This window comes from Specibacter sp. BI4 (assembly GCF_056680095.1).
Window position 1 is genome coordinate 1,044,079 of record NZ_CM155265.1, and the last position, 25,909, is coordinate 1,069,987.

21 protein-coding genes and 2 tRNA genes are annotated in these 25,909 nt (G+C 65.3%); 19 read left to right on the forward strand and 4 right to left on the reverse strand.

Annotation, left to right across the window (positions count from 1 at the left end):
• Positions 1 to 14 precede the first annotated feature (14 nt).
• Positions 15 to 1,400 carry a cystathionine beta-synthase gene (locus AC1L6K_RS04890; RefSeq protein WP_480951603.1) on the forward strand — a complete coding sequence of 462 codons (1,386 nt, stop codon included), beginning with the start codon at positions 15 to 17 and terminating at the stop codon, positions 1,398 to 1,400.
• A 16-nt stretch (positions 1,401 to 1,416) separates the two neighbouring features.
• Positions 1,417 to 2,580 (forward strand): cystathionine gamma-synthase, encoded by a 1,164-nt coding sequence (locus tag AC1L6K_RS04895; protein ID WP_480951604.1) that lies wholly within the window; start codon positions 1,417 to 1,419, stop codon positions 2,578 to 2,580.
• Between the two features lie 182 nt (positions 2,581 to 2,762).
• On the opposite strand, the gene AC1L6K_RS04900 is transcribed toward AC1L6K_RS04895, so the two are convergent.
• The gene (locus tag AC1L6K_RS04900; protein ID WP_480951605.1) at positions 2,763 to 3,023 is read right to left on the reverse strand and encodes a hypothetical protein; all 261 of its coding nucleotides are present in this window, start codon (positions 3,021 to 3,023) and stop codon (positions 2,763 to 2,765) included.
• 95 nt (positions 3,024 to 3,118) lie between these two features.
• Here AC1L6K_RS04900 and soxR point away from each other — a divergent pair, with 95 nt between their 5' ends.
• Both soxR and AC1L6K_RS04910 read left to right on the forward strand, forming a co-directional pair.
• Positions 3,119 to 3,649 (forward strand): redox-sensitive transcriptional activator SoxR, encoded by a 531-nt coding sequence (soxR, locus tag AC1L6K_RS04905; protein WP_480951606.1) that lies wholly within the window; start codon positions 3,119 to 3,121, stop codon positions 3,647 to 3,649.
• Between the two features lie 271 nt (positions 3,650 to 3,920).
• Positions 3,921 to 4,640, forward strand: a complete 720-nt coding sequence (locus tag AC1L6K_RS04910; protein WP_480951607.1) for a transglycosylase family protein — start codon at positions 3,921 to 3,923, stop codon at positions 4,638 to 4,640.
• Between the two features lie 117 nt (positions 4,641 to 4,757).
• On the opposite strand, the gene AC1L6K_RS04915 is transcribed toward AC1L6K_RS04910, so the two are convergent.
• Positions 4,758 to 6,137 (reverse strand): amidohydrolase, encoded by a 1,380-nt coding sequence (locus tag AC1L6K_RS04915; RefSeq protein ID WP_480951608.1) that lies wholly within the window; start codon positions 6,135 to 6,137, stop codon positions 4,758 to 4,760.
• 88 nt (positions 6,138 to 6,225) lie between these two features.
• Between AC1L6K_RS04915 and AC1L6K_RS04920 the strand changes: the two genes are divergently transcribed.
• The 15 genes from AC1L6K_RS04920 (at position 6,226) to AC1L6K_RS04990 (ending at position 23,560) form a co-directional block, all read left to right on the forward strand.
• Entirely contained in the window at positions 6,226 to 6,975 is a 750-nt protein-coding gene (locus AC1L6K_RS04920) for an SDR family oxidoreductase (RefSeq protein WP_480951609.1), read from the forward strand.
• A gap of 346 nt (positions 6,976 to 7,321) precedes the next feature.
• On the forward strand, positions 7,322 to 7,414 hold the full coding sequence (gene kdpF / locus AC1L6K_RS04925; RefSeq protein ID WP_480951610.1) for a K(+)-transporting ATPase subunit F: 93 nt from the start codon (positions 7,322 to 7,324) through the stop codon (positions 7,412 to 7,414).
• Between the two features lie 9 nt (positions 7,415 to 7,423).
• Positions 7,424 to 9,079 carry a potassium-transporting ATPase subunit KdpA gene (gene kdpA, locus AC1L6K_RS04930; protein ID WP_480951611.1) on the forward strand — a complete coding sequence of 552 codons (1,656 nt, stop codon included), beginning with the start codon at positions 7,424 to 7,426 and terminating at the stop codon, positions 9,077 to 9,079.
• Positions 9,076 to 11,244, forward strand: a complete 2,169-nt coding sequence (gene kdpB, locus AC1L6K_RS04935; protein ID WP_480951612.1) for a potassium-transporting ATPase subunit KdpB — start codon at positions 9,076 to 9,078, stop codon at positions 11,242 to 11,244. Before kdpA ends, kdpB begins: the two co-directional genes overlap by 4 nt.
• A gap of 15 nt (positions 11,245 to 11,259) precedes the next feature.
• On the forward strand, positions 11,260 to 11,856 hold the full coding sequence (gene kdpC / locus AC1L6K_RS04940; protein ID WP_480951613.1) for a potassium-transporting ATPase subunit KdpC: 597 nt from the start codon (positions 11,260 to 11,262) through the stop codon (positions 11,854 to 11,856).
• A gap of 3 nt (positions 11,857 to 11,859) precedes the next feature.
• Positions 11,860 to 14,418: a DUF4118 domain-containing protein gene (locus tag AC1L6K_RS04945; RefSeq protein WP_480951614.1), complete on the forward strand. Its 2,559-nt coding sequence runs from the start codon at positions 11,860 to 11,862 to the stop codon at positions 14,416 to 14,418.
• Positions 14,419 to 14,428: 10 nt separating this feature from the next.
• Positions 14,429 to 15,103 (forward strand): response regulator, encoded by a 675-nt coding sequence (locus tag AC1L6K_RS04950; RefSeq protein WP_480951615.1) that lies wholly within the window; start codon positions 14,429 to 14,431, stop codon positions 15,101 to 15,103.
• A gap of 138 nt (positions 15,104 to 15,241) precedes the next feature.
• Positions 15,242 to 16,711, forward strand: a complete 1,470-nt coding sequence (locus tag AC1L6K_RS04955; protein ID WP_480951616.1) for an MFS transporter — start codon at positions 15,242 to 15,244, stop codon at positions 16,709 to 16,711.
• 263 nt (positions 16,712 to 16,974) lie between these two features.
• Positions 16,975 to 17,637, forward strand: a complete 663-nt coding sequence (locus tag AC1L6K_RS04960; RefSeq protein ID WP_480951617.1) for an MOSC domain-containing protein — start codon at positions 16,975 to 16,977, stop codon at positions 17,635 to 17,637.
• Positions 17,638 to 18,057: 420 nt separating this feature from the next.
• On the forward strand, positions 18,058 to 19,998 hold the full coding sequence (locus AC1L6K_RS04965; RefSeq protein WP_480951618.1) for a DEAD/DEAH box helicase: 1,941 nt from the start codon (positions 18,058 to 18,060) through the stop codon (positions 19,996 to 19,998).
• 252 nt (positions 19,999 to 20,250) lie between these two features.
• Positions 20,251 to 20,322, forward strand: a tRNA-Thr gene (locus AC1L6K_RS04970).
• A gap of 63 nt (positions 20,323 to 20,385) precedes the next feature.
• Positions 20,386 to 20,459 (forward strand) — tRNA-Met (locus AC1L6K_RS04975).
• Positions 20,460 to 20,756: 297 nt separating this feature from the next.
• Positions 20,757 to 21,422 carry an NAD(P)H-binding protein gene (locus tag AC1L6K_RS04980; RefSeq protein ID WP_480951619.1) on the forward strand — a complete coding sequence of 222 codons (666 nt, stop codon included), beginning with the start codon at positions 20,757 to 20,759 and terminating at the stop codon, positions 21,420 to 21,422.
• A 10-nt stretch (positions 21,423 to 21,432) separates the two neighbouring features.
• Positions 21,433 to 23,007: a Na+/H+ antiporter gene (locus tag AC1L6K_RS04985; RefSeq protein WP_480951620.1), complete on the forward strand. Its 1,575-nt coding sequence runs from the start codon at positions 21,433 to 21,435 to the stop codon at positions 23,005 to 23,007.
• A gap of 10 nt (positions 23,008 to 23,017) precedes the next feature.
• A complete protein-coding gene (locus tag AC1L6K_RS04990) occupies positions 23,018 to 23,560 on the forward strand; it encodes a GNAT family N-acetyltransferase (protein ID WP_480951621.1) in 543 nt (180 codons plus the stop codon).
• Between the two features lie 67 nt (positions 23,561 to 23,627).
• Here the strand turns inward: AC1L6K_RS04990 and AC1L6K_RS04995 are convergent, their stop codons facing one another.
• Complete coding sequence (locus tag AC1L6K_RS04995) at positions 23,628 to 24,938, reverse strand: LLM class flavin-dependent oxidoreductase (RefSeq protein ID WP_480951622.1); 1,311 nt, start codon at positions 24,936 to 24,938, stop codon at positions 23,628 to 23,630.
• 2 nt (positions 24,939 to 24,940) lie between these two features.
• A complete protein-coding gene (locus AC1L6K_RS05000; protein WP_480951623.1) occupies positions 24,941 to 25,879 on the reverse strand; it encodes a TauD/TfdA dioxygenase family protein in 939 nt (312 codons plus the stop codon).
• Between the last annotated feature and the right edge of the window lie 30 nt (positions 25,880 to 25,909).

A 25,909-nucleotide genomic window follows, 5' to 3' on the forward strand; every position in this document is an offset into this window, starting at 1 on the left:
ATACGTTTAGGGGTATGAAGTATGCGAACTCCGTCCTGGACCTCATTGGCAACACGCCGCTGGTGAAACTGCACAAGGTTGCCGAGGGCATCCAGGCGACGATCCTGGTGAAACTTGAATACATGAATCCCGGTGGTTCCGCCAAGGACCGCATTGCCGTGAAGATGCTTGACGAGGCCGCCAGGGAGGGAAAAATCAAGCCCGGCGGCACAGTGGTTGAGCCCACGAGCGGCAACACCGGCGTGGCCATGGCCATGGTGGCCCAGGCCCGCGGCTACAACTGCGTGTTTGTGGTCCCCGACAAGGTCGGTGAGGACAAGCGCGCCGTCCTGCAGGCCTACGGCGCCGAGGTGGTGGTGACGCCGACGGCGGTCGCGGCCGACAGCCCGCAGTCCTACTACGGCGTCTCCGACCGGCTGGTGCGGGAGATTCCCGGCGCATACAAGCCCGACCAGTTCTCCAACCAAAACGGGCCGCTGAGCCACTATGAGACCACCGGCCCGGAAATCTGGCGCGACACCGACGGCAGGGTCACCCACTTTGTGGCCGGTGTGGGCACCGGCGGCACGATCTCCGGCACCGGCCGTTTCCTGCGCGAAGCCTCGGCGGAGCGTCCCGAGTCCGACGGCGGCGAAGTCCAGATCATCGGCGCCGACCCGGAAGGCTCGGTCTACTCCGGCGGCACCGGGCGGCCCTACCTGGTGGAAGGGGTGGGCGAGGACATTTGGCCCGCCTCCTACGACCCCAAGGTCCCGCACAAGATCATCGCCGTCACCGACAACGACAGCTTCGCCATGACCCGCCGCCTGGCGCGTGAGGAAGGCCTGCTTGTGGGCGGTTCCTCCGGCATGGCGGTGGTGGCCGCGCTGGAAGCCGCCAAGGATCTGGGGCCCGAAGCCGTCGTCGTCGTGCTTCTGCCTGACAGCGGGCGCGGCTACCTGGCCAAGATCTTTGACGACAAGTGGATGCAGTCGTACGGCTTCCTGAAGGTCACGGATGAGCCCGCCATCGGCGACCTCCTCAAGACCAAGAACGGGCAGCTGCCGGAACTGGTGCACATCCATCCCAACGAGACGGTGCGCGATGTCATCAACCTGATGGCCGAATACGGGGTCTCCCAGATTCCCGTGCTCTCCGCCGAACCGCCCGTGGTGATGGGCGAGGTCCTTGGCTCCGTCGATGAGCGCACGCTCACAGGCAAGCTGTTCCGGCACGAGGCCAAGCTCACCGACAAGATCACCGAACACATGCAGCCGCAGCTGCCCATCATCGGTTCGCTGGAACCGATCTCCGCCGCGCGCACCAAGCTGCAGGACGTGGACGCGCTCATGGTGACGTTTGTGGGCGCCCCGGTGGGTGTGCTGACCCGCCACGACCTGCTCAACTACCTCAACGACTGAACTTTAGGAGCACAACATGACCCAAGGCTTCAACACCCGCGCCGTCCATGCCGGCCAGACACCCGACCCCACCACCGGCTCGGTCATCCCGCCGCTGTACCAAACCACCACCTTTGCCCAAGACGGGATCGGCAAACTCCGCAACGGCTACGAATACGGCCGCGGCACCAACCCCACCCGCGACGGACTCCAGGAACAGCTGGCGGCGCTCGAGGGCGGGGAATTCGCGTTCAGCTTCGCCTCCGGCCTGGCCGCCGAGGACGCCTTGATCCGCGCCCTCCTGGTCCCGGGCGACCACATCATCATGGGCAACGACGTCTACGGCGGCACCTACCGGCTCATCAACCGGGTGCTTTCCGTATGGGGCATCAGCAACGCTGCCGTTGACATGAACGACGTCGATGCGCTGGCTGCCGCCGTTGCCGCCGGCGGTCCCGAGGGCGACACAAAGATGGTGTGGGTGGAGACCCCGTCGAACCCGATGATGAAGATCACCGACATTGCCGCGCTCGCCGACGTGGCGCACGCCGCCGGCGCGCTCCTGGTGGTGGACAACACCTTCGCCTCCCCATACCTGCAAAACCCGCTGGCATTGGGCGCCGACATCGTGGTGCACTCCACGACGAAGTACATTGGCGGGCACTCTGATGCTTCCGGCGGAGCCATCATCCTCTCCGACGCCGAAGCTGCCGAGAAGATCGGCTTCGTGCAGTTTGCCGTCGGCGCCGTGTCAGCACCGATGGAAGCCTGGCTGACGACGCGCGGGCTGAAGACCCTGGGCGTGCGCATGGACAGGCACTGCTCCAACGCGCAGGCCATTTCCGAATGGCTGCTGACCCGCCCCGAGGTTGAGCGTGTGCTGTACCCCGGACTGCCCGACCACCCGGGCCACGAATTGGCGGCCCGCCAGATGCGCGGCTTTGGCGGCATGATCTCCGTCCAGTTCAAGGGCGGCGAGGCTGCCGCCCGCCAAGTGGCGGAGTCCACGGAGGTGTTCACGCTGGCGGAGTCGCTGGGCGGGATTGAATCGCTTATGAACTACCCGTCGGAAATGACCCACGCCTCGGTGAAGGGCACCGAGCTGCAGGTGCCGGTGAACCTGATCCGCCTGTCGGTGGGCATCGAGGACATCGCGGACCTGATTGCCGACCTGGAGAAGGCGTTCAACACGCTCAACTGACCCTCCCGCCCCGCTCTCCACAACGCCCCGCCCTCCACAACGCTCTCGCAGATATGGGGCACTTTTCACAAACGCTCTCGCAGTTCACAGTGAACTGCTCCCCGAAAGTAAGGTACTGAATTATTCAGTCCAACTTTCGGGGCCCAGTTCACAGTTCACTGCGGGAGCGCTCTTGTTGTGGGTCAGCGTGGACCGCCGAGGTGCCCGGCCCACAGCATGGGCAGGCATTCATGGGGGCGGAGTCCTGCGGGCTGTGCCTGGATCCCGCGGGCAGTCCGGGCCTGCCGCCGCAGCGTTTTGAGGCGTGCCAGTCGTTGCCGGCGGGTGCTTCCGGCCGCCGGGGCGGCGTCTGCGGCAGGGGGTGCCGGCCTGCCGGTTTCAGGGACGGACGGCGGCCGGCGCGTGTGCGCGGGTGTGCCAGCGGGGATTGACGGTGCAGTCACGAGGTCCTCCAATGGACGCGATGGGATGGCAAGACACCAGCCAACTAGCTCAAGCTAACTTGAGGTCAAATCCGAGTCGTGGCAGCATTCACTCCATGGCCCACATTGCACCCAATGAACTGCTCCCCATCGGCGAACTGGCCCGGCGCGCCGGCATTACAGTGCCCACTGTGCGCTACTACGAGGAGCGGGGGTTGATCCACGCTGTGCGAACGTCGGGCAACAAGCGGCAGTTCCCCCGGCACACCCTGCGCCGGCTGGCTGTTGTGGCGGCCGGCCAGCGTGTGGGCCTGACGCTGCAGGAAATCACCGACGCGCTGGGTGAACTTCCCGCCGACAGGGCTCCGACGCAACGGGAATGGACCCGCATGAGTACACACTGGGCGGCCATGGTGGCGCAGCGGATCCGCCAACTGGAAGTGTTGCAGCAGTCGCTCGACGGCTGCATTGGCTGCGGGTGCCTGTCCCTCGGGAAATGCACCTTGTTCAATCCGGACGACGCTGCCGCAGCGGAGGGGCCAGGCTCACGGTGGGTCAGAAAGGCCGTAATTGCAGGCGGCCGCACAGGCCAGGGGGTCCATGTGGGGCCGGCAGCAGGGCTCCCGGACGAAGTGAATCCGCAGTGAAAAGACAAAATACACCATGAAGCTGGTAAAAGATATGGCAATTAGGTAACAGTTAGCTGATTTGCATATCGATTTGATATCGTTTTAGGCTAAGTCATGCCCTTCGGGGCGGGCGGCGCCTTTTCGCCGCCCAAGAATGCCCGGGCCTCCCAACACCGAACACCGTCATGCGGGAGGCCACGGAAGCAACCTCCATATCTACAGGTTGGACGGTGGCGCGCAGATGTCCGGGGACGGATGGAGCGAAGGTGGCCTTTGGGAGAACGCATTGATGAAGAATATGAAACTTACTCGTAATGTCGGCCGATTCCTGGCCGTTGGCGCCCTCGTCGGCGGCGGATTGGCAGTTGCCGGAACTGGAGCCAACGCGGCTGACGGCGGCACCTGGGACGCGCTGGCGGAATGTGAAAGCAGCGGCAACTGGGCCACGAACACGGGCAACGGATTCTCCGGCGGGCTCCAGTTCACCCCGAGCACCTGGGCAGCCTTTGGCGGCACCGGGGCTCCGGAGAGCGCCACCCGTGAGCAGCAGATCGCAGTTGCCGAGAACGTCCAGGCCACTCAGGGCTGGGGTGCATGGCCTTCCTGTGCCGCACAGCTCGGCTTGAGCGGCGGAGGCGGCGAGGCTTACTCGCCCGCCGCAGTTCCGGCAGCACCTGCCCCCGCTGCAGTTCCGGAGGCACCTGCCCCCGTGGCCGCACAGGCAGGCGAGATCGTGCCCGAGCAGGCACCGGTGGAGCAGGCACCGGTGGCACAGGCTCCTGTGGCGCAGGCACCCGTCGAGCAGGCTCCTGTCGAGCAGGCCCCGGCACCGGTCGAGATTGCCCTTAGCGGTGAGACCTACACCATCGAGTCCGGCGACACGCTGGCCACGATTGCCGACAAGCTGGGCATCGAAGGCGGGTGGCAGGCGCTGTTCCAGGCCAACGCCGACACCGTCATCCACGCCGACCTCATCTTCACCGGAGCGGTACTGCAGCTCCCGGCCTAATCTCCACCGGCGCCCTCCCATAGCAGCAGATCTGACCCGCAGTTGTGGTCGCACTATCAATCAAAATTGATTGTTGTAGCGACCACAACTGCGGGTCAGTTCTGTTGGCGGGCTGCGTTACACCCGCGAGGCGGCAACACCAACCCGGGTGCCGACGTCGTAGTTGTAAACCGGCTTGCCACCAATGAACACCTGCATGGCCCGCTGCATCACGTCCAGGGGATCACCGCTCCAGAGCACCAGATCGGCGTCCTTGCCAACCTTCAGCGAGCCGATCCGGTCCGCCAGGCCCAGCACCTTGGCCGGGTTGATCGTGATCGCCTGCAGTGCAACATCGCGGTCCAGGCCATCCTTCACGGCGAAGGTGGCCTGGTGGACGAGGAAGTTGATGGGCACCACCGGGTGGTCGGTGATGATGGAAATTTCGACGCCGGCCGCGGCCAGCTTCCCCGGGTTGGCGAGTGACCGGGCACGCAGCTCAGGCTTGGATTTGGTGGTGAACAGCGGGCCGATCAATACGGGGGTGCCGCGCGCTGCCAGCACATCACCCAAAACATGGGCCTCGGTGCCGTGGTCGATGACGAGCTCGTAGCCAAACTCGTCGGCCAGGCGGATCGCGGTGGCGACGTCGTCGGCGCGGTGGCAGTGCTGGCGCCACGGGATCTCGCGGCGCAGGACCATGGCCAGTGCCTCCATGTGGGCGTCCCGGGGCCGCGGTTCGGGCAGTGCCAGCCAGTTTTGCGCGGCCATGAAGGCCTGCCGGATGACCAGGGCGGTGCCCAGCCGGGTGGAGGGTGTTTGCTTCTTTTCGCCGTAAACAGTCTTTGGATTCTCCCCGAGCGCCGATTTCAGGCCGCTGGGGGAGCGCAACACCATTTCCTCGATGTACCGGCCATGGGTGTGCAGCGCCACTGCCAGGCCGCCGATCGGGTTGCCCGAACCGGGGTTGACGTTGACGGCCGTGATGCCGCCGGCCAGGGCGTCGTTGAATCCCGGGTCAAAGGGGTCGACGGCGTCAATGGCCCGCACCGCTGCCATGACGGGGTCGGTCATCTCGTTGACATCGTTCGTGGAACCCAGTTCACCCTCGGGGTCCATGCCCAGGTGGACGTGCGCGTCGATGAAGCCGGGCAGCAGCCACTGGCCCTTGGCATCGAGCACGTCCGCGCCGTCGGGGACTTGGATCGAGGCGCCCAAGGCAAGGATCTTGCCGCCTTCAACGAGCACGGTGCCGTCAAACGGTTCGCCCTCAACCGGCACCACATGGGCGTTGGTGATGGCCAGAACACGCTTCTTCGCGGCGGCGGCAGCCTCGCGGATGGCGGCGCTGATGCTCGCCGTGTCTTGTCGCTTGGCAGGAGCCGCAGCCGGTTTCTGCCCCGCCCTGCCTGTTGGCTTCACGGGGACCGAGCCCGGCTTTCCCGCGGGAGCAGCGGCCCTGCGTGTTACCCGTCCTGGCACAAATCCGGGGGTGGGTGTGGGCTGTGAGCTGCTCATGACTGCCTTTCGCTTGCCGTCTGTGGACCCCTCCAAGCTACAACGTTTGATGACACAAAGTGTGCCGTCGCGGGCATAGGCTGGGGCGATGCACAAGAAAACTGCGTTGATTACGGGTGTGGGCCGGACAGTCGGGATCGGTGCCGGCATTGCCCGGGCGCTGGCGGCTGACGGGTGGGACCTGGTCCTGAACTATTGGCAGGCCTACGACGCGCGCATGCCCTGGGGCGTCCAACCCGACGACGTCGCCACGCTGACTGCGGAGCTTGAGGCAGCGGGTGCCCGGGTGTGGGCGCTGCCGGCCGACCTGGGCGACCCGGCCGCCGTCGACCGCCTCATGGCGGGGATTGCCCAGCAGGCCGGGCCGCTGGCAGGCATGGTGCTCTCGCACAGCGAGTCCGTTGACTCGGGGATTCTGGACACCCCGGTGGAGAGCTTTGAGCGGCACTTTGCCGTCAACACCCGCGCCAGCTGGCAGCTGATCGCCGCGTTTGCCCGGCAAGTGCCGGACGACGGCGGCGCCATCGTCGCGCTGACAAGTGACCACACGGTGTTCAACCTTCCGTACGGGGCCTCCAAGGGTGCCCTGGACCGGATAGTCATGGCCGCCGCGCGGGAGCTGGGCGGGCAGGGCATCAGCGCCAATGTGCTCAATCCCGGCCCCGTGGACACCGGCTGGATGGATGCCGGCACCCGGTCGGCCCTGACGGCGCTGCAACCGGGCGGCCGGCTGGGCACCCCGGCCGACGTGGCGCCGACGGTGGCGTTCCTGCTGTCCCCGGGCGGACGCTGGGTGAGCGGCCAGTTGATCAAGGCCGACGGCGGATTCTCCTCCTAACGCGGTTGGTGGCACCTCCGGGCACGCCTGGGCAACGCTCGTGGCACGGTTGCGCGCCACCACCTGGTTCGAAACTGCAGCTGATGCGATGAAACAGCTGGCAAAACAGCATCAGCTGCAGTTTCGATTCCGGGTGGGCAACCGAAACAGCATCAGCTGCAGTTTCGATTCCGGGTGGGCAACCGAAACAGCATCAGCTGCAGTTTCGATTCCGGGTGGGCAGGTCAGGAAGCCGTCAAGAACGCCCGCCGGCGCGTAAGGAATACGTAAAAACACGCGTCAGGCCCGCCTCACGGGTGTGCGATGGAGTCAAGACATCAACGCACATTGTGAAAGCAGGTTTGTCGTGGCATTAGTGACGTGGCTGGTTTTGGGGCTGGTGGGACTGGCTTTGCTGGTCTATCTGTTGACGGCTCTCATCCGCCCCGAGAAATGGTGAGGGGCCACCATGGAGCTTGACGTTTTCTCCCTCGCAACGCAGCTGGCGGTGCTCGTGGTGGTGCTGGCCGCCGTGCATCAGCCGCTCGGCAAGTACCTGGCCGCAAGCTTCACCAGCCACAAACACCTGGCCGTTGAGCGCGGCCTCTACAAACTCTCCGGCGTGGACCCGCAGGCAGACCAGCACTGGAAGGTGTACCTGCGCTCGCTGATCGCGTTCAGCCTGGTCTCACTCGTGGCGGTGTTTGGTGGGCAGCTGCTCCAGCAATACCTGCCGTTCAGCCAGGGCATTGGGGCGGTGGACCCTTGGGTTGCCATGAATACGGCAGTCTCCTTCGTCACCAACACCAACTGGCAAACATATGTCCCGGAAACCACTCTTGGCTTCGGGATCCAGATGATGCTGCTTGCTGTGCAGAACTTCCTCAGTGCAGCTGTGGGGCTGGCGGTTGTGGTGGCCCTGATTCGCGGACTCACAAGGGCCCAAACCAGCAATCTGGGCAACTTTTGGGTTGACCTGACGCGCGGCACCCTTCGCGTCCTGCTCCCGATGGCAATTGTTGGCGCGGTTGTCCTGATCATCACCGGTGTCATCCAAAACTGGGGCGGCACCAACATCCACACTCTCGTCACGGGTGCCCAGCAGACGGTTCCGGGTGGTCCGGTGGCTTCGCAGGAGGCCATCAAGCTTCTGGGAACCAATGGTGGCGGCTACTTCAACGCCAACTCCGCCCACCCGTTCGAAAACCCCACGGCTTTAAGTAGCTTGTTCCAGGTATTCCTGATCCTGGTTATTCCGTTCTCCCTGCCGGCCATGTATGGATGCATGGTGGGTGACAAACGCCAGGGCTACACAGTACTGACAGTGATGGTGGCATTCTGGCTGGCGTCCACAATATTCATGGCGTGGGCCATCGGCGCCTTCAACGGCAGCGGCACCAGCGTGGGTGAAGGATTTGAGCAGCGTCTGGGCGTTGCACCCAGCGCCCTGTTCGCCACCGCCACCACCCTGACCTCAACGGGGGCCGTGAATGTGGCCCACGATTCCCTGCCGCCCCTGGCCGGCGGTTTGGCCATGCTGAACATGATGCTGGGCGAGATTGCTCCCGGTGGGGTGGGATCCGGCCTGTACGGGATGCTGATCCTGGCCGTGGTGGCTGTCTTCATTGGTGGCCTCATGGTGGGGCGCACCCCGGAGTTCCTGGGCAAGAAGATTGGCGCACCCCAGATGAAGCTGGTGGCCCTGTACATCCTGGTCACCCCCACATTGGTACTGCTGGGCACCGCCATCACCGTCTCCGTACCGGCGCTCGCCGCCAACGCTCCGGCCGACGGACCGCACGGCTTCAGCGAAATCCTCTACGCCTTCACCTCCGCCGCCAACAACAACGGCTCAGCATTTGGCGGCATCACCAGTTCCGGTCCACCGCTGGCCACGATGCTGGCGCTGGCCATGCTGATTGGCCGGTTCCTGCCCATTGCATTGGTTCTGGCACTGGCCGGCTCCCTCGCCACACAACGCAGGATCCCTGCGACACCGGGCACACTTGCCACCCACGGGCCACTCTTCGCCGTGCTGCTTGGCGGCATCTCCCTGATCCTGACCGCACTCACCTACTTCCCCGCGCTCGCCCTGGGCCCGGCCGCTGAAGGGCTGTTGAAATGAACCTGAGCAAGACTGCCGCGGCACTGCCCCTGGCCTTCCGCAAGCTCAATCCCCGCCAAATGATCCACTCCCCAGTCATGTTTACGGTGCTGATCGGCTCCATTGTCTGCACCGCCGTGAGTATCCAGCAGCTGGCCATTGGCTCCGACTCGGCAGTATTTTCCATCATTGTCACGGTGTGGCTCTGGCTGACGGTGCTGTTTGGCAATCTCTCCGAGGCCATAGCCGAAGGGCGTGGCAAGGCGCAGGCCGACAGTCTCCGTGCCGCCCGCACCTCAGTCATGGCACGACGCCGGATCCGGGCCTTGGTGCCCGCCGGCCAGGCAGGTGCGGGCCGGGACAGTGACGGAAACACAGTGTTTGAAGAGGAACTGGTGCCCGGCACCGACCTCGAGGTGGGTGACATCGTCATCTGCGAGGCAGGCGACATGATCCCCGGCGACGGCGACGTCATCGAAGGCCTGGCCAGCGTCGACGAATCGGCCATCACCGGCGAATCCGCCCCCGTCATCCGTGAATCCGGCGGCGACAGGAGCTCCGTCACGGGCGGCACCATGGTGCTCTCGGACAGGATCGCCGTCCGCATCACGGCCGCCAGCGGCAAGACGTTCCTGGACAGGATGATCTCCCTGGTGGAAGGCGCCACCCGGCAAAAGACGCCCAACGAAATCGCGTTGAACGTGCTGCTCGCCTCCCTGACCATCGTGTTTGTGGTTGCCGTCATGGCGCTGGCCCCGATGGCCAATTTCGCCAACGCCCTGCCCACCCCCGTGGTCCTGGTGGCGCTGCTGGTCTGCCTGATCCCCACCACCATTGGCGCGCTGGTGCCGGCCATCGGCATTGCCGGCATGGACAGGCTCATCCAGCGCAATGTGCTGGCCACCTCCGGCCGCGCCGTGGAAACGGCCGGCGACATCACCACCCTCCTGCTGGACAAGACCGGCACCATCACCTACGGCAACCGCCGCGCCGTTGCCTTCCTGGCGGCCGACGGCGTGGGGCAGCATGACCTGGCAGGCATCGCACGCCTGTCCTCCCTGGCGGATGAGACGCCCGAGGGCCGGTCCATCGTGGAACTGGCCGACGGCATTTTCGCGGCCGGCACCGTGCCGGGTGCCACCGCTGCGCCGCTGGGGGCCGCAGCGGGGCCCGCCGGCGATGTGGAGGTCATTGAGTTCAGCGCCGCCACCCGCATGAGCGGACTCAACCTGCCTCCGGGGCACCCCGCCAACCCGCACCAGGCCGGCAACCCAGCCCCCGCGGTGCTGGAGGTGCGCAAGGGGGCCGCATCCGCCGTCGAACGCTATGTGAAGGAACGCGGCGGATTCCTGCCCCAGGAACTCGACGAAGCGGTGCTGACAATCTCCGGGACAGGGGGCACGCCGCTGTTGGTGGCCACGTACGACGGCGAGCGCGCACAGATGCTGGGTGTGGTGCACCTGGCGGATGTGGTCAAGCCCGGCATGAAGGAACGGTTCGCGGAGCTGCGGGCCATGGGCATCAAGACCATCATGATCACGGGGGACAACAAGATTACGGCCGCCGCCATTGCCGCCGAGGCCGGGGTGGATGATTTTGTTGCCGAGGCCACCCCGGAGGACAAATTGGCTGTCATCAAGGCTGAGCAGGCCGCTGGGCGGTTGGTGGCCATGACGGGCGACGGCACCAATGATGCCCCGGCCCTGGCGGCGGCGGATGTGGGAGTGGCCATGAATTCGGGCACCAGCGCGGCCAAGGAAGCGGCCAACATGGTTGATCTGGATTCGGATCCCACCAAGCTCATCGACATTGTGGGGATCGGCAAGCAGCTGTTGATCACGCGGGGTTCGTTGACCACGTTCTCGGTGGCGAACGACGTGGCCAAGTACTTTGCCATTGTGCCGGCGCTGTTTGCCGCCACGTTCCCCGGACTGGGATTGCTGAACATCATGGGGCTCGCGTCACCCGAGAGTGCCATCCTCTCGGCTGTCATCTTCAACGCCCTTGTCATTGTGGCGCTCGTGCCGTTGGCGCTGCGCGGTGTGAAGTACCGGGCGGTCTCTGCGGCCCGTGCCCTGTCGCGGAACCTGCTCATTTACGGGTTGGGCGGCGTCATCGCCCCGTTCATCGGCATCAAGCTGATCGACCTTCTGGTCTCCCTCATCCCCACGATTGCCCAGCGCTGAATTAAGGAAACCACCATGAACGCCTATGGACGCCAACTCTTCACCGCCATCAGGTTCCTGCTGTGCGCCACGCTCTTGCTGGGACTGGCTTATCCGGTACTGGTCTTTGGGGCCGGACAGCTCATGGCGCCAGCCCAGGCCAACGGCTCCATCATCACTGTGGATGGGCGGGCCGCCGGATCGTCGCGGCTGGCCCAGCCGGTCACCGGCACGGCGTACTTCTTCCCGCGGCCCTCGGCTGTGGGCTGGGACCCGGCGACGTCGTCGGCCAGCAATCTGGGACCAAACCAGGCTGCGCTGGTGGAAGCGATTGCCGGGCAGCGGGCAGAGGTGGCAGACCGGGAGGACGTTGCCCCGGACACCGTGCCGATCGATGCCGTGACAGCCAGCGGCTCCGGGCTCGATCCTGACATATCCCCTGCGTATGCCGCCCTGCAGGTTCCCCGCGTGGCGGCTGCCCACGGGATCAGCGAGGCGGCCGTGCGGGAGCTGGTGGCGAAACACACCAGCTCCGGGCTGAACGCGTTCCTGGGCCAGCCCTCCGTCAACACCACCACCTTGAACGCCGCCCTGCACGCGGTGCCGAAAACTGCCGCAGGCCTGCGAGAATAAACCATGACGCGTGGCATATTGCGGATCTTCCTGGGAGCTGCACCCGGTGTGGGAAAAACCTACTCCATGCTGGAGGAAGGCCATGTCCAAGCGGCTGCGGGTGTTGATGTGGTGGCAGGAATCGTCCTTGACCACGGCCGGGAACAAACCAGGGCCCAACTTGCCGGACTGGAAACCCTGCCCACACGGCACCTTCGCTACCGGGGTGCCGATTTCCAGGAACTGGACGTTGCAGCCCTGCTGGTCCGCAAACCGGCGCTGGCCCTGGTTGATGAATATGCCCACTCCAACATTCCCGGGGCCGGCAACGACAAGCGCTGGCAGGATGTGGAAGAGCTCCTGGCGGCCGGGATAAATGTGTACTCCACCGTCAACGTCCAGCACCTGGCCTCCCTCGGTGACGTGGTGGAAACCATCACCGGCGTCCGCCAGCAGGAGACGGTGCCAGATGATGTTGTTCGACGGGCAGACCAAATAGAGCTGGTGGACCTCCCGCCTGAACTGCTGCGCCAGCGACTGAGCACCGGCCACATCTACGCTGCAGACAAGGTCGATGCCGCGCTGGCGAACTATTTCAGGCTCGGCAACCTTACTGCCCTGCGCGAACTGGCCCTGCTGTGGCTCGCCGACAGGGTGGAAGAGGGTGTGGCCGCCTATCGGGAAAGCCACGGCATTGCCGCCAGCTGGCCCACCCGCGAACGCGTTGTGGTGGGGCTGCCGGGTGGGCCGGAAGGGGAGGTGCTGCTGCGCCGGGCAGCCAGAATCCTCAGCCGGGTCAGCGGCGGAGAGCTGCTCGCCGTGCACGTACCGCGAGCCGACGGCGTTGCCGGGGACGCGCCGTCGGCCCTTGAGGGGCAACGGCAGCTGCTCACCGACCTGGGCGGCACCTACCATTCGGTGGGCGGTGAAGACACCGCACGTGCACTGCTGGACTTTGCCCGCAACGTCGGCGCCACCCAGATCGTCATCGGTTCCTCACTGCGGAAACCGCGACTGGGATTCCTTTTTAGCCCCGGTGTGGGGGCGCGCGTTGTGCGCGGGGCCGGTGATATCGACGTGCACATGGTGCCGCACCCCCTGAGCGCCTCCGGCGGTGCACCGCGCAGCCGCGGGCAGCTCAACCGGAAACGTGTTTGGGCCGGTTTTGTGATGGCCGTGGCGCTGCCCGTGCTGGTACAGCTGGGAACGGGGCCGTTGAGCCTGCAAACCACGATGGTCATCCAGCTGGCGGCAGCCATCGCCGTCGCACTGGTGGGCGGTCTGTGGCCGGCCGTGCTCGCCGCCGTCTGGGGCAGCCTGCTGCTGAACTTTTACTCGGCGCCACCGGTGGGCAACCTGACCATCAACGATCCCGAAAACCTGCTCGTCCTGTCGGTTTTCCTGCTGGTGACGGTGGCCGTCGCGCTCGCAGTGGACCAGTCCGCACGGCGCTCGCGGGACGCCGTGCAGGCAGGGGCCGAAGCGGCCACGCTGAGTGAACTTGCCCGCGGCATCCTTGCCTCCCAGGACACCGTGCAGGTGTTTCTTGAACAGCTCAGGGACCACTTCGGCATGCGCTCCGTGGTCTTGTTTGGCAGCACCGGCACCGGCACCGGCAGCCAGCCCGGGAGCCCGCCCGGCTGGCGTGTTGAGGCATCGGTGGGGGAGGACCCGCCCGAAAACCCCGAGCTGGCGGACACCGTGGAAGAGGTGTCGGGGCACTGGATGCTGGGACTGTCGGGCCGGATCCTGCCGGCACGCGACAGGCGGCTGCTCAGCGCCTTCGGCGCACACCTGATGGCGCTGGAACAACGCGAGACCTTGAGCGAGACGCAGCGTGAAAATCAACAACTGAGCCAGGATAACAACATCAGGACCTCTGTTCTGCGCGCTGTGTCCCATGACCTGCGCACACCCCTGGCCGGCATTAAGCTCGCGGTCAGCAGCCTGCGCCAAACCGAGGTCACCTTCAGCCCCGAAGACGAGGCCGAGCTGCTGGCAACCATTGAACACTATTCGGACAGAATGGAGGCCCTGGTGGGCAATCTGCTGGACATGTCGCGGCTGAGCGCCCAAATGGTCAGTCCCGTCGTGGGCCCTGTGGCGTGGCAGGAAGTCCTGCCGGCCGCCCTGCATGGAGTGCCCACCGGGCGGATACGCCGGGAACTGCCGCCCAACATGCCCGCCATCGAGGCTGATCCCGGCCTGCTGGAACGGGTCATCGCCAACATTGTGGAGAATGCCGTCAAGTATGCCCCCGACTCGGAAATCGTTGTCGTGGGCTCCACCGGCGGCAGCGGCAGCGCCACCGTCAACGGCCGGCCGGCCAGCGAATTGCGGGTGGTCGACCACGGCAAGGGAGTCCCGGCAGCGGAGGTCATGGCCATGTTCAAGCCCTTTCAGCGGCTCGACGACGTGTCCTACGGTCCGCAGGGCGGCACCGGCGTTGGTCTGGGCCTGGCCGTTGCCAAGGGATTCACCGAGATCATGGGCGGCGTGCTTGAAGCAGCGGAAACTCCCGGCGGCGGGCTGACAATGATCATCCGCCTGCCGCTCTCCACCGGAATTTCAAGAACACTGTGAGGATCACGCCATGACAACCGTCTTGATAGTCGACGACGAACCCCAGATCCTGCGTGCACTGCAAATCAACCTGCATGCCCACGGGTACACGGTCGTGCCGGCACACAACGGCACCACGGCGCTGGCCGCCGCCCAAACCCAGGCGGTCGACGTCGTCGTGCTTGACCTGGGGCTGCCCGACATGGACGGGCTGGACGTTATTGCGGGGCTGCGCGGCTGGAGCGAGGTCCCCATCATCGTGCTCTCGGCGCGGCACGGCTCGCACGACAAGGTCGAGGCGCTCGACGCCGGCGCCGACGACTATGTGACCAAGCCGTTCGGGCTGGACGAGCTGCTGGCCAGGCTGCGGGCGGCAACGCGCCGGGCCGGCCCGCAGAGTGCGGAGCCGCTGGTGGAAACGGCCGAATTCTCGGTTGACCTGGCCAACAAGGTGGTGCTGCGCGGCGGGCAAACCGTGCGGATGACGCCCACCGAGTGGAGTCTTTTGGAGTTGCTGGTGCGCAATCCCGGCCGTTTGGTCAGCCAGCAACAGCTTCTGTCCGAGGTGTGGGGCCCCGCCTACGCGAAGGAGACCCACTATCTGCGGGTTTACATGGCCCAGTTGCGCAGGAAACTTGAGCGTGATCCCGCCGCGCCCGTGCACCTGCTCACGGAGGCCGGGATGGGGTACCGCTTCGCGCCGTAGCCGCCGTAGCCGCCGTAGCCGCCGTAGCCGCTGTAGCCGGAACGAACACCACAATTAAGGTGGCAGAATAACAAGGCGCCACCGGCTGCCATTCGCCGTGCAGGCCATTTCATTTCAAATAACTTTCCAAGGAAATTCATGACATCCGCTCCGCCCATTGGCAAGGCGCGCACCATCGCCCTGGTCTCACTGTTCATGGCCTCGTTCATGGAACTGCTCGACGCCACGATCGTCAACGTGGCCCTGCCCGACATTGAGCGCGCCCTTGGCGCCCAAAACGCCGAGCTGCAGTGGATGGTGGCCTCCTATACGCTGGCCCTGGCCGTCGGCCTGATCACCGGTTCGCGCCTGGGCGACATTTACGGACGCAAGAAGGTCTTCATCATCGGCCTGGCGTTGTTCACCGTGGCCTCCGTGCTGTGCGGTGCGGCCATGAATCCGGAGATGCTGATTGCCTCCCGCGCACTGCAGGGCTTCGCCTCCGCCGCCATGATCCCGCAGGTGCTTTCCAGCCTCCAGGTCATGTACAAGCCGAGCGAACGTGCCGGCGCCATGGCCGGATTCTCAGCCCTGGCCGGTGTTGCCGCCGTGTCCGGACCCATTGTCGGGGCCATCCTGACCGACGCCGACCTCTTCGGCTGGGGCTGGCGCACCATCTTCTTCGTCAACATCCCGGTGGGCATCTTCGCCGTCATCTGCGCCGTCAAATACGTGCCCGAATCGAAGGCACCGGTGCGGCACAGGCTTGACCTGTCCGGCGTCGTCATTCTTGCTGTGGGCATGCTCGCCATCCTCTACCCGCTGACCATGGGCCGTGAGGAAGGTTGGCCGCTGTGGACGTACCTGTCCATGGTGTTCGGTGTGCTGGTCCTGGTGGGCTTTGTGCTGCTGCAGCGCCGCGAGGAAAAGCGCGGGGGCGAGCCGCTGGTGGCCGTGTCCTTGTTCAAGAGCCGCCCCTTTGCCGCCGGCATCGCCATGATGTTCCTGTTTTTCATCCCCATGAACGGCTTCTTCCTGATCCAGACACTGTTCCTGCAGCTGGGCCTGGAATATCCCATCCTGAAGGCCGGGCTCACCATGATTCCGTTCTCCATCATGGTCCCGGTGCTGGCGGGCCTTTCCGCGGCGATCCTGGCGCGCAAGATCGGCCGCGTGGTGCTGCAGCTGGGCCCGCTCGTCATCGCCGTCGGGTTTGTGGTGCTGATCTTCACCGTCCAGGCCGTGGGCGGCACCGTGACGCCGTGGCATCTCATCGCCGGATTGGCGCTGAGCGGGGCGGGCTTCGGCATGGTGGTGGCACCGGTGGGCATCTTCGTCCTGTCGGAGGTCCCCACACGGTTCGCCGGCAGCGCCTCGGGCTTGTTCAACACCACCAGCCAGCTCGCCGGGGCACTGGGTGTTGCCATCATCGGCACCATCTTCTTCGACGCGTTGGAAGGCAGCACGGGAACCAGCCAGTCGGCCGTGTTCATCGATGGCTTCACGTCCACCATGTGGATCATGGCCGGCGGCATGGTCCTGGCCGCCATCGCCGCGTCGTTCCTGCCGCGTTGGGCTTCCGAGTCTGACGTCGCCGGGGACACCGCTGTGGAACTCATCGACGCCTGAGACCGACGACGCCGGGTCCTGGCCCCCGCGGGTCCGCCCGCGTCCGGCCTGCCTCGCGGTTCCGCCTCGCCCGCCGTTTGTCCTAATCTGCGCAGGACTGGCCGTCGGCGTGCCGCATGACACTGTTATGCGGCACCCGAGCCGCCAGCTATGCGCAGATTAGGACAAATGCCGGGATGGGACGGCCGGGTTGCACCGGATGGGGCGACGGCGGACGCGGTGACGGGGCGCCCCGCCATGGTGTCCTGCCTTAGTGTTGGAACATGACTGACGCGACCCCACCTGCCGGCAAGGTCCTGGCCATTTGCCGGGTTTATCAGCTGATCACCACCAAGACGGGCTTTGGCGTCACGGCCATCGACAAGCGTGCCGTGGACGGGCCCGTCAGCTTCCGCAAGTTCGGCGTGTTTGGCGACGTACAGGGCGACACCGAACACCATGGCGGCCCGGACCAGGCGGTCTACGCCTACTCGCAGGAGGACGCCGACCACTGGAGTGCCGCCCTCGGGCGCCCGATCCCCGCAGGCCTGTTTGGTGAGAATCTGCGCACCAGCGGTGTGGACACCACCCACGCCGTGATTGGCACGCGGTGGCGGGTCGGCAAGGCGTTGCTGGAAGTGACCTCACCGCGGGTGCCCTGCGCCACCTTTGCCGAACGCATGGGTGAACCGCAGTGGGTCAAGCGGTTCACCCGGGCCGGCCGCGTCGGCACGTACCTGAGGGTCTTGGAACCCGGCAGGGCGCAGGCGGGGGACGACGTCGTCGTTGAGCATGTGCCCGGCCACGGCATCACCGTGGGGAAGTTCTTCAGCGCCCCCACGGTGCAGGATGTGGACATGCTGCAGGAATTGCACGACGCCGGTGAACTCACCTTGGGTGCCCACTACCGGAAATACTTTGATCGGATTCTGGCACAGGGAAACTGACGCCACGAAATATGGTCCCCGGGCGTGGAAATACGGGGGCCTGGCCCAGTTGTCACGCCGGCCTGCGGATGTATGTGCCGGAACTCACGGCCCGGCATCGACTTTAGGGGTGTCCCGGCGGTAGGGTATGCCCTACAATTTAAATATCCCCCACTCCGGTATCTCCTTTTATTTTCTGCCCAATTTTTGAGGCAGGAGCCTGAAGTGTATGGGGCCCGCAAGTTCTTGCGCGGGCAAGTAGCGTTCATAGGGGATTGCCGGCAAAGAAACGCCATGCGGTGTTGAGTACCTTCAGCACTGGCGGCCGTACCCACGGCGCGCATATGGCGCGAGATCCTGCCCGGGATGCCCTGTAGCGGCTGGATTTCTGTAATGCGGCAACCTCGCCGCCCGGCCCTATGAATGAGGACATTCACCATCATGCCCGAAAACTTGACAGAAACTTCCGCCGTTGTGGAAGAAGAGAACGAACTTACTTTCGCTGATATGGGTATCGACGGCCGCGTGCTGGCTGCCCTGAGCGACGTCGGCTACGAGAAGCCCTCACCCATCCAGGCCGCAACCATCCCGTTGCTGCTCGAAGGCCGCGACGTTGTCGGCCTGGCGCAGACCGGTACCGGCAAGACGGCAGCATTCGCCGTTCCGGCCCTGTCCCGCATGGCCGAGCTGATGGACCTCAACGGCCCCACCAAGGACACCCAGATCCTCGTCCTGGCTCCCACCCGTGAATTGGCACTCCAGGTTGCTGAAGCGTTCACGTCCTACGCCAAGCACATGGCGAACTTCTCCGTGCTCCCTGTCTACGGCGGCTCGGCATACGGCCCGCAGCTGGCAGGCTTGCGCCGCGGCGCACAGGTTGTTGTCGGCACCCCCGGCCGTGTCATCGACCACCTCTCCAAGGGTTCCCTGGACCTGTCCAACCTGCAGTACCTGGTCCTGGACGAGGCCGATGAGATGCTGCGCATGGGCTTTGCCGAAGACGTTGAGCAGATCCTGTCCAAGACCCCGGCCGAGAAGCAGGTTGCCCTGTTCTCCGCCACGATGCCCAGCCAGATCCGCCGCATCTCCAAGCAGTACCTGAACAACCCGGCCGAGGTCACGGTCAAGTCCAAGACCACCACCGGCGCCAACACCCGCCAGCGCTACCTGCAGGTCATGGGCCCGCACAAGCTTGACGCGCTGACCCGCGTGCTGGAAGTTGAAGAGTTCGAAGGTGTCATCGCGTTTGTGCGCACCAAGATGGCCACCGAGGACCTCGCCGACAAGCTGAAGTCACGCGGCTTCCAGGCTGCCGCCATCAACGGCGACATCCCGCAGCAGCAGCGCGAGCGCACCATCGAGGCGCTGCGCAGCGGCAAGATCGACATCCTCGTTGCCACCGACGTTGCGGCCCGTGGCCTTGACGTCGAGCGCATCACGCACGTCATCAACTACGACATCCCGCACGACACCGAGTCCTATGTGCACCGCATCGGCCGTACGGGCCGTGCCGGCCGTTCAGGTGACGCGATCTTGTTCATGACCCCTCGGGAAAAGTACTTGCTGCGCGCCATTGAGAAGGCCACCCGCCAGCCCGTGGACCAGATGCACCTGCCGTCCGCAGAGACCATCAACACGCTGCGCCTGGGCAAGTTCGCTGAGAAGATCACCGAAACCCTGGCCAGCCAGGACGTTGCCAAGTTCCGCGACCTGATCGCCTCCTACGAGCAGGAGCACGACGTTCCGGCGTCGGAAATTGCTGCCGCCTTGGCCGTCATGGCCCAGGGCAAGCAGCCGTTGCTTGTGAACGACCTGCCTGCTGCGCCTGAGTACCAGAAGAAGGAACGCTCCAAGGACGGCTTCGGCTCCCGCGGCCCGACCCGCACACTGACCGAAGGCAACGCCACCTACCGCATCTCGGTGGGACGCCGCCAGCGGGTCATGCCCGGCTCCATCGTTGGCGCCATTGCCAACGAAGGCGGCCTGTCGTCGGCCCAGATCGGCGGCATTGACATCCGCGCAGACCACACCCTGGTTGAACTGCCGGCAGAGCTGAGCAAGGACCAGTGGCGTGCACTGAGCAAGACCCGCATCAGCGGCGAGCTCATCAACCTCGAGCTGGACAAGGGCCGTCGCCCCTCCGGCGGCGGCGCCGGAGCCCCTTACAAGGCCCGCGAAGAGCGCACTGACCGCGGCCAGGGCGGCTTCAAGAAGAAGTTCGACGGCGACCGCAGCGGCGGCTACCGCGGCGGCGACAAGGACCGTGACGACCACAGCTTCGGTGCAGACCGCGGCGGCCAGAGCCACACGGGCCACGGTGGCGGAGACCGCCGCCCCCGCCACGAAGGCGGACAGAGCTACAACAGCAAGGGCAAGTGGTAACAACCACGCCCTGAGGCGCTGAAAAGGGCCGGTTGCCAGCAATGGCAGCCGGCCCTTTTCCTGCCCGAAAGGGGCTGTGACGCAATTCATCCGAATTTCTCCACAGCAGGAAAATGTCTTGATTTTTGGCGGATTTTTCGCTCTTCCGTCGGCTGTTTTGGAGGGAATTTGCGCTCTTCGATGCCCTGTCGGAGCCGCACTGAATCCCCGATTTCGCATCCGGCAAATCCGCTGGTAAAGTATTCTCTCGTTGCCCCCCTAGCTCAGTGGTAGAGCGCGTTCTTGGTAAGAACGAGGTCACCGGATCGATTCCGGTGGGGGGCTCGTAAATGAGAAGGCTCGTGTCAAGACGGTTTTGGCCGACAAGCACGGGCCAGACTCATTTATGGCGGCGTAGCTCAGTTGGTTAGAGCGCACGACTCATAATCGTGAGGTCGGGAGATCGAGTCTCCCCGCCGCTACAGCAGCAAAACCCGCAGTTCCCGGCCGGTTGGCCGGGGGTTGCGGGTTTTTTGTTCCCCCGGCCGTCCCGAAGCTGCCTGCTTCCGGACGGCCGCGGCGTTTGTCCTATAAGCCCAGCGTTTAACGGGCACAGGTGGCCCATTTGGCCAAAACGGTATGTACTGGGAAGCAGGCGGTGCTGCGGGCACCGCCGCCGGGTCCGGACAACACCGGACCCAGACATCTCCGGTCCCGGGCAGCGCAGCAACACCGGACCAATGGATTCATCCGGCAGAACCCACCCAGGAGGAGCAGCAATGAACAAAGTCTTGATAATTGGCGGCCACGGAAAAATTGCCCTGCTGTTGGCACCGCTGCTGACAGCGGCGGGCATGGAGGTCACGTCAGTGATCCGCAACGCAGCCCACATCGACGATGTGGCACACACAGGCGCCACACCCGTGGTGCACGACGTCGCCTCATCGTCAGCTGCCGAACTCACCGAACTTTTTGCCGGCCAGGACGCGATCATCTGGTCGGCCGGGGCGGGCGGTGGGAGCCCGGAGGGCACGTACGCCGTTGACCGCGACGCGGCCATTGCCTCGATGGATGCGGCAGCGGCAGCTGGTGTGCAGCGGTACATCATGGTCTCCTACCTGGGCGCCGGCCCGGACCACGGCGTCCCGCCGGAGAACAGCTTCTTTGCCTACGCCGAGGCCAAGGCGGCCGCGGACGCACACCTGCGCTCCGCCGGCGCCCTGGCCTGGACCATCCTGGCTCCCGGAGCCCTGACCTTGGACGCGCCCACCGCCTTGATTGATCCCACGCCGGCAGCCCAACGCGCCGGGGCGGATGCAGGCAACACCTCACGGGCAAACGTGGCACTGGTGGCCGCCGCTGTCCTGCAGCGCCCCGACACACTCATGCGCACCATCGAATTTTCAGATGGCGACGTGGCAATTGACCAGGCACTAAACCCGTAAAATAAGTTGTGTGGAACAGCTAATACTGATTGTCGGTCTCCTTTTCGCCACCGTGGTTGCCGTGGGGTTGGGGGACAAGCTCAGGCTGCCCTATCCGGTGCTCATGCTCATCACGGCAGGCGCACTGACCTTCATCCCGGGGTTCCCCGACCTGCGGATTGATCCCGAGCTGATCCTCCCGATCTTCCTACCGCCGCTGCTGTTTGCCACGGCACAAAAAAGTTCCTGGGCGGTGTTTCGTGTCAGGTGGCGGACAATCCTGCTGTTGGCTGTGGCCCTGGTCGTCGTCTCGACGGCCATGGTGGCCGGGGCCGCATGGCTGTTGATCCCCAGCATTGGCATCCCCGCAGCGCTCGCCCTCGGCGCCATGTGCGCCCCGCCGGACCCGGTGGCGGTCGAGTCGGTTGCCGGACGCGTCCACATGCCGCGCCGGCTCATCACCGTGCTGCAAAGCGAAGGCCTGTTCAACGACGCCGCAGCCATCGTGATCTTCCAGACCGCCGTGGCCAGCGCCATGGACGGGGAACCATTCGGGCTCGGAGTGGTCGGCAAATTCCTGCTGGGAGCCGCCGTCGCCGTCCTGGTTGGCATGGTCATGGGCTGGGTGACGGGCCTGATCACCAAGCTCATCTCATCCTCCGTGGCCCGCAGCGCCGTGACCCTGGTGGTGCCCTTCGCCGCCTACATCCTGGCCGAGGAGGTGCACGCCTCGGGCGTCATCGCCGTCGTTGTCACAGCCCTTGAGATCAAGCGCCATGCCCGGGCGGAGGACGCTGCCGAACGCATCACCCGCGCAGCGTTTTGGGACGTGGTGGAACTGCTTGTCACGGGACTCGCCTTTGGCCTGGTGGGCCTTGAAGTTCGCGAGGTGATCAAGGTTGAGGGATCGGCCATTTGGGGCATGCTGCCGATGGCGTTGGCCGTGAGCATCCTTGTCATTGTGGTCAGGTTCCTGTGGTTTGGCCTGCTGGCATTCCTGTCCAGGAAGACCGACGGCGAACTGCCGCCAACCAGCCTCAAGGACGTCGTGATCCTCACCTGGTGCGGCATGCGCGGGCTGGCCACCCTGGCCCTGGCACTCGCCCTGCCGGCGGTGCTGCCCACCGGGGAAGCGTTCCCGGCCCGGCACGAAATCATCGTCGTGGCCTGCGCCGTGCTGCTGACAACCCTGGTCCTGCCGGGGCTGACGCTGCCGTGGCTCATGCGGGTGCTCAAGGCCACCGACGACGGCGCCGAGGAACGCGAAGCGGCCAAGGTCCTGGCCCTGCGCGCCCAGGAGGCTGCCGTCGCCGCCCTGCACAGCAACGACCTGATCAAGAACCTGCCACCGGAAAAGCTGGCCCTGGTCAAGGCCAGGATGCAGCGCCTGCAGGTCGAGCTGCTCGATGGCAGCCTGAAAAATGAGAGTCCGGATGAGCGCCGCCGCCGCGGCCGGGAACTGGCCATCGCGGTCCAAACCATCGCCCTGGACGCGGCCCGCGCCGAGGTGCTGGACGCCCGCAATGAGCCCGACGCCGACCCCGAAGTCGTTGACAGGGTGCTGCGCCAGCTGGACCTGCGCACCATGATCATGCCTGAGAGCTAGGATATTTCCCGTGCCAACCACCACGCAGCACCTCATTTTGTCCCGCCCGGCTCCTGGCGATGCCGCCGGCATGCATGCCATCTGCAGCGACCCGCGCGTCTGGACGCATTTCCCCAGCCTGCGGCACAGCGATCCCGCACAGACGGCTGCCATGTTGGCTGCGTTCACGGCCAAGTGGGAGCAGGACGGGCTGGGTCCGTGGGTTGTCAGGGGTCTGGGGGCGCAGGAGGTCATCGGCCAGGGCGGCTGCTCCATCAAGGCTGGCGTGTACTGGAATCTGGGCTACCGTTTTGCTGCCGATGTTCACGGCAAGGGGTACGCCACGGAGGTCTCACGGGAGGCCGTCCGGCAGGCCAAGGCGCTCCGCCCGGAGCTGCCCATCGTGGCGTACCTGCTTGAACACAATGCCGCTTCGGCGCGGGTTGCCGAGAAGATCGGCCTCACGCTGGTTCACAAGGCGCCCGATGCCGGCAATCCAGACCCCGACGCCGTTCGCCTCGTCTACGCGGACAGGCCGCTGACGCCGGAGGAGCTCGCCGCAACTCTGGCCTAGACCCTGCCGCACCCCAAACCCTCACGCCGTCGTGCTGTAATCCCTCTCGGCTGGGCCGTTCCGCGGGTCAGGCGGACAGCGCCGCGGGGGTTCGTGCAGCCGACACCTCCGGGCGCTTCAGCCCGTAATGCTCGCGCAGGGTCTTGCCCGCGTACTCGGTGCGGAACAGGCCGCGCCCCTGCAGCAGCGGGACCACCTTGTCGACGAAGTCGTCCAGGCCCGCCGGGAAGGTTGGCGGCATAATGTTGAAGCCGTCAGCGGCACCCGTGGTGAACCACAGCTCAATCTCGTCGGCCACCTGGGCAGCCGTGCCGATGAACGTGTAATGTCCGCGGGCACCGGCCAGCCTTTCGGTCAGGGCCCGGATGGTCAGGGATTCCTTCCTGGCCACGTCAACAATCAGCTTCTTGCGGCTCTGTGCCCCGTCCGTTTCGGCCGGCAGCTCCGGCAAGGGGGAGTCCAACGGGTAGCCGGACAGGTCAAAGTCCAGTTGCGCTGACAGCTGTTGAACGCCGTATTCGGGGTTGGCCAGGGAGTTCAGGTAATCGTATTTCTCCCGGGCTTCCGCCACCGTGTCCCCGATGTAGGCGCTGATGCCGGGCAGGATCAGCAACTCGTCGGTGGCGCGTCCGAACTTGCCCAGGCGTCCCTTCAGGTCCGCATAGAACTCCCGGGCCGATTCCACGCTCAAATGGGCCGTGAACACCGCCTCGGCGTGCCGGGCAGCGAACTCCTTGCCGGCCTCGCTGGACCCGGCCTGGACCAGCAGCGGGTGCCCCTGGACCGGGCGGGGGAGATTCAGCGGGCCCCTGACCTGGAAGTGCCTGCCGTCGTGGTCGATGGCGTGGATCTTGTCGGCCACCACGGCATCGTCGGCCCAACTGTCCCAGAGGGCTTTGGCCGTGTCGAGGAATTCATCGGCGCGTTCATACCGCAACGCGTGGGCGGGGCGGTCGGTGAGGTTGAAGTTCTTGGCTTCCCCCTGCCCGGCGGAGGTGACAATGTTCCACCCCGCGCGCCCGCCGCTGATCCTGTCCACCGAAGCCAGTGCCCGCGCCAGCGAATACGGCTGGTTGTAGGTGGTGGATGCCGTGGCGATCAGCCCGATCCGCTCGGTTGCCGTGGCCAGGGCGGAGAGCAGGGTCAGCGGTTCAAAGGAATGGTGGAGGTTGTAGGTGATGTTGCTGGAGATGGCCAGGCCGTCGGCAAGAAACAGCGAATCGAGCTTGCCGCGCTCGGCTGTCCTGGCGATGCTGACGTAGTGCTCAATGCCTTGTTCCGCCCACGGATCGACCTCCGGATGCCGCCAGGCCGCCTCGTGGTGGCCGGTGCCGTGAAGGAATGCGTTCAGATGCAGTTCTCGCTTTTGCTTTGTCACGATTACTTCACCTGCGCGATCACGGAGTAGGCTGCGGAATCGCCCTGAATGGACTGACTGGGCAGGCCGCCGATATTGACGGGGATGTCTCCTGCAATCGTGACCCGGTTCAGTGTGCGCGGCGCCCCGTCATAGTTGTCGGGTGCGTAATGCTGCGTGATGCGGTTGTCGAAGAGCACCACCTGATTGGGTTCCCAATTGACCCGCACAATATTCTCCGGACGGATCACATAGGCCTGGAGCAGCCGAATAATGTCCTTGGACTCGGTGTTGGACAGTCCCACGATCCGCAACCGTTGAGCGAAGCCGCCAATGAACAGTCCCCGCTCACCCGTCAGAGGGTGGACCCGGACCACCGGATGCACCGATTCGAAGATCTGCCGGGTGAATTCTTCCCGGCGTTCGGAGGCGTTTGCGTGCTCCAGGTTCTTGGGCACGGAGTAATCGTAATCGTTGGTGTGTACAGCCCACAGCGTGTCGGCAAACGCCCGGAGCTCTGCAGGCAGGTCCTGGTAGGCGGCGGCCGAGGACGCAATCAGCGTCTCACCGCCGTAGGGCGGCAGCGTGATGCTGCGCAAGGTGGAGGCCTGCGGGGGATTGTGCACGAACGTAACGTCGGTGTGCCAGGTGTTGGCGGAGCCGTTTTCGCTGTCCACCGGCAGTACGTTCTCGGCGCCGTCCACCGAGGCCACCGTCGGGTGGGCCGCGGTCAGGGGACCAAAGCGGCCGGCAAAGCGGACCTGGTCCTCATCGGTGTGGATGTTGGCTTCGCGGAAGACCAGGGCCTTGTGTTCGTTCAGTGCTGCGCGGATCTCCGCAATGCGTGCCGGACTGAGCGGGCCGCCCAGGTCCAGGCCGCGAATTTCGGCGCCGATGCGGCTGCCCAATTTCGTGAACGTCAGGGCTTCAGTGGGAAGGGGAGTCTCTGTGATGACGGACATTGTGGGTTCCTTAGTGATGAGTGGGGTGGT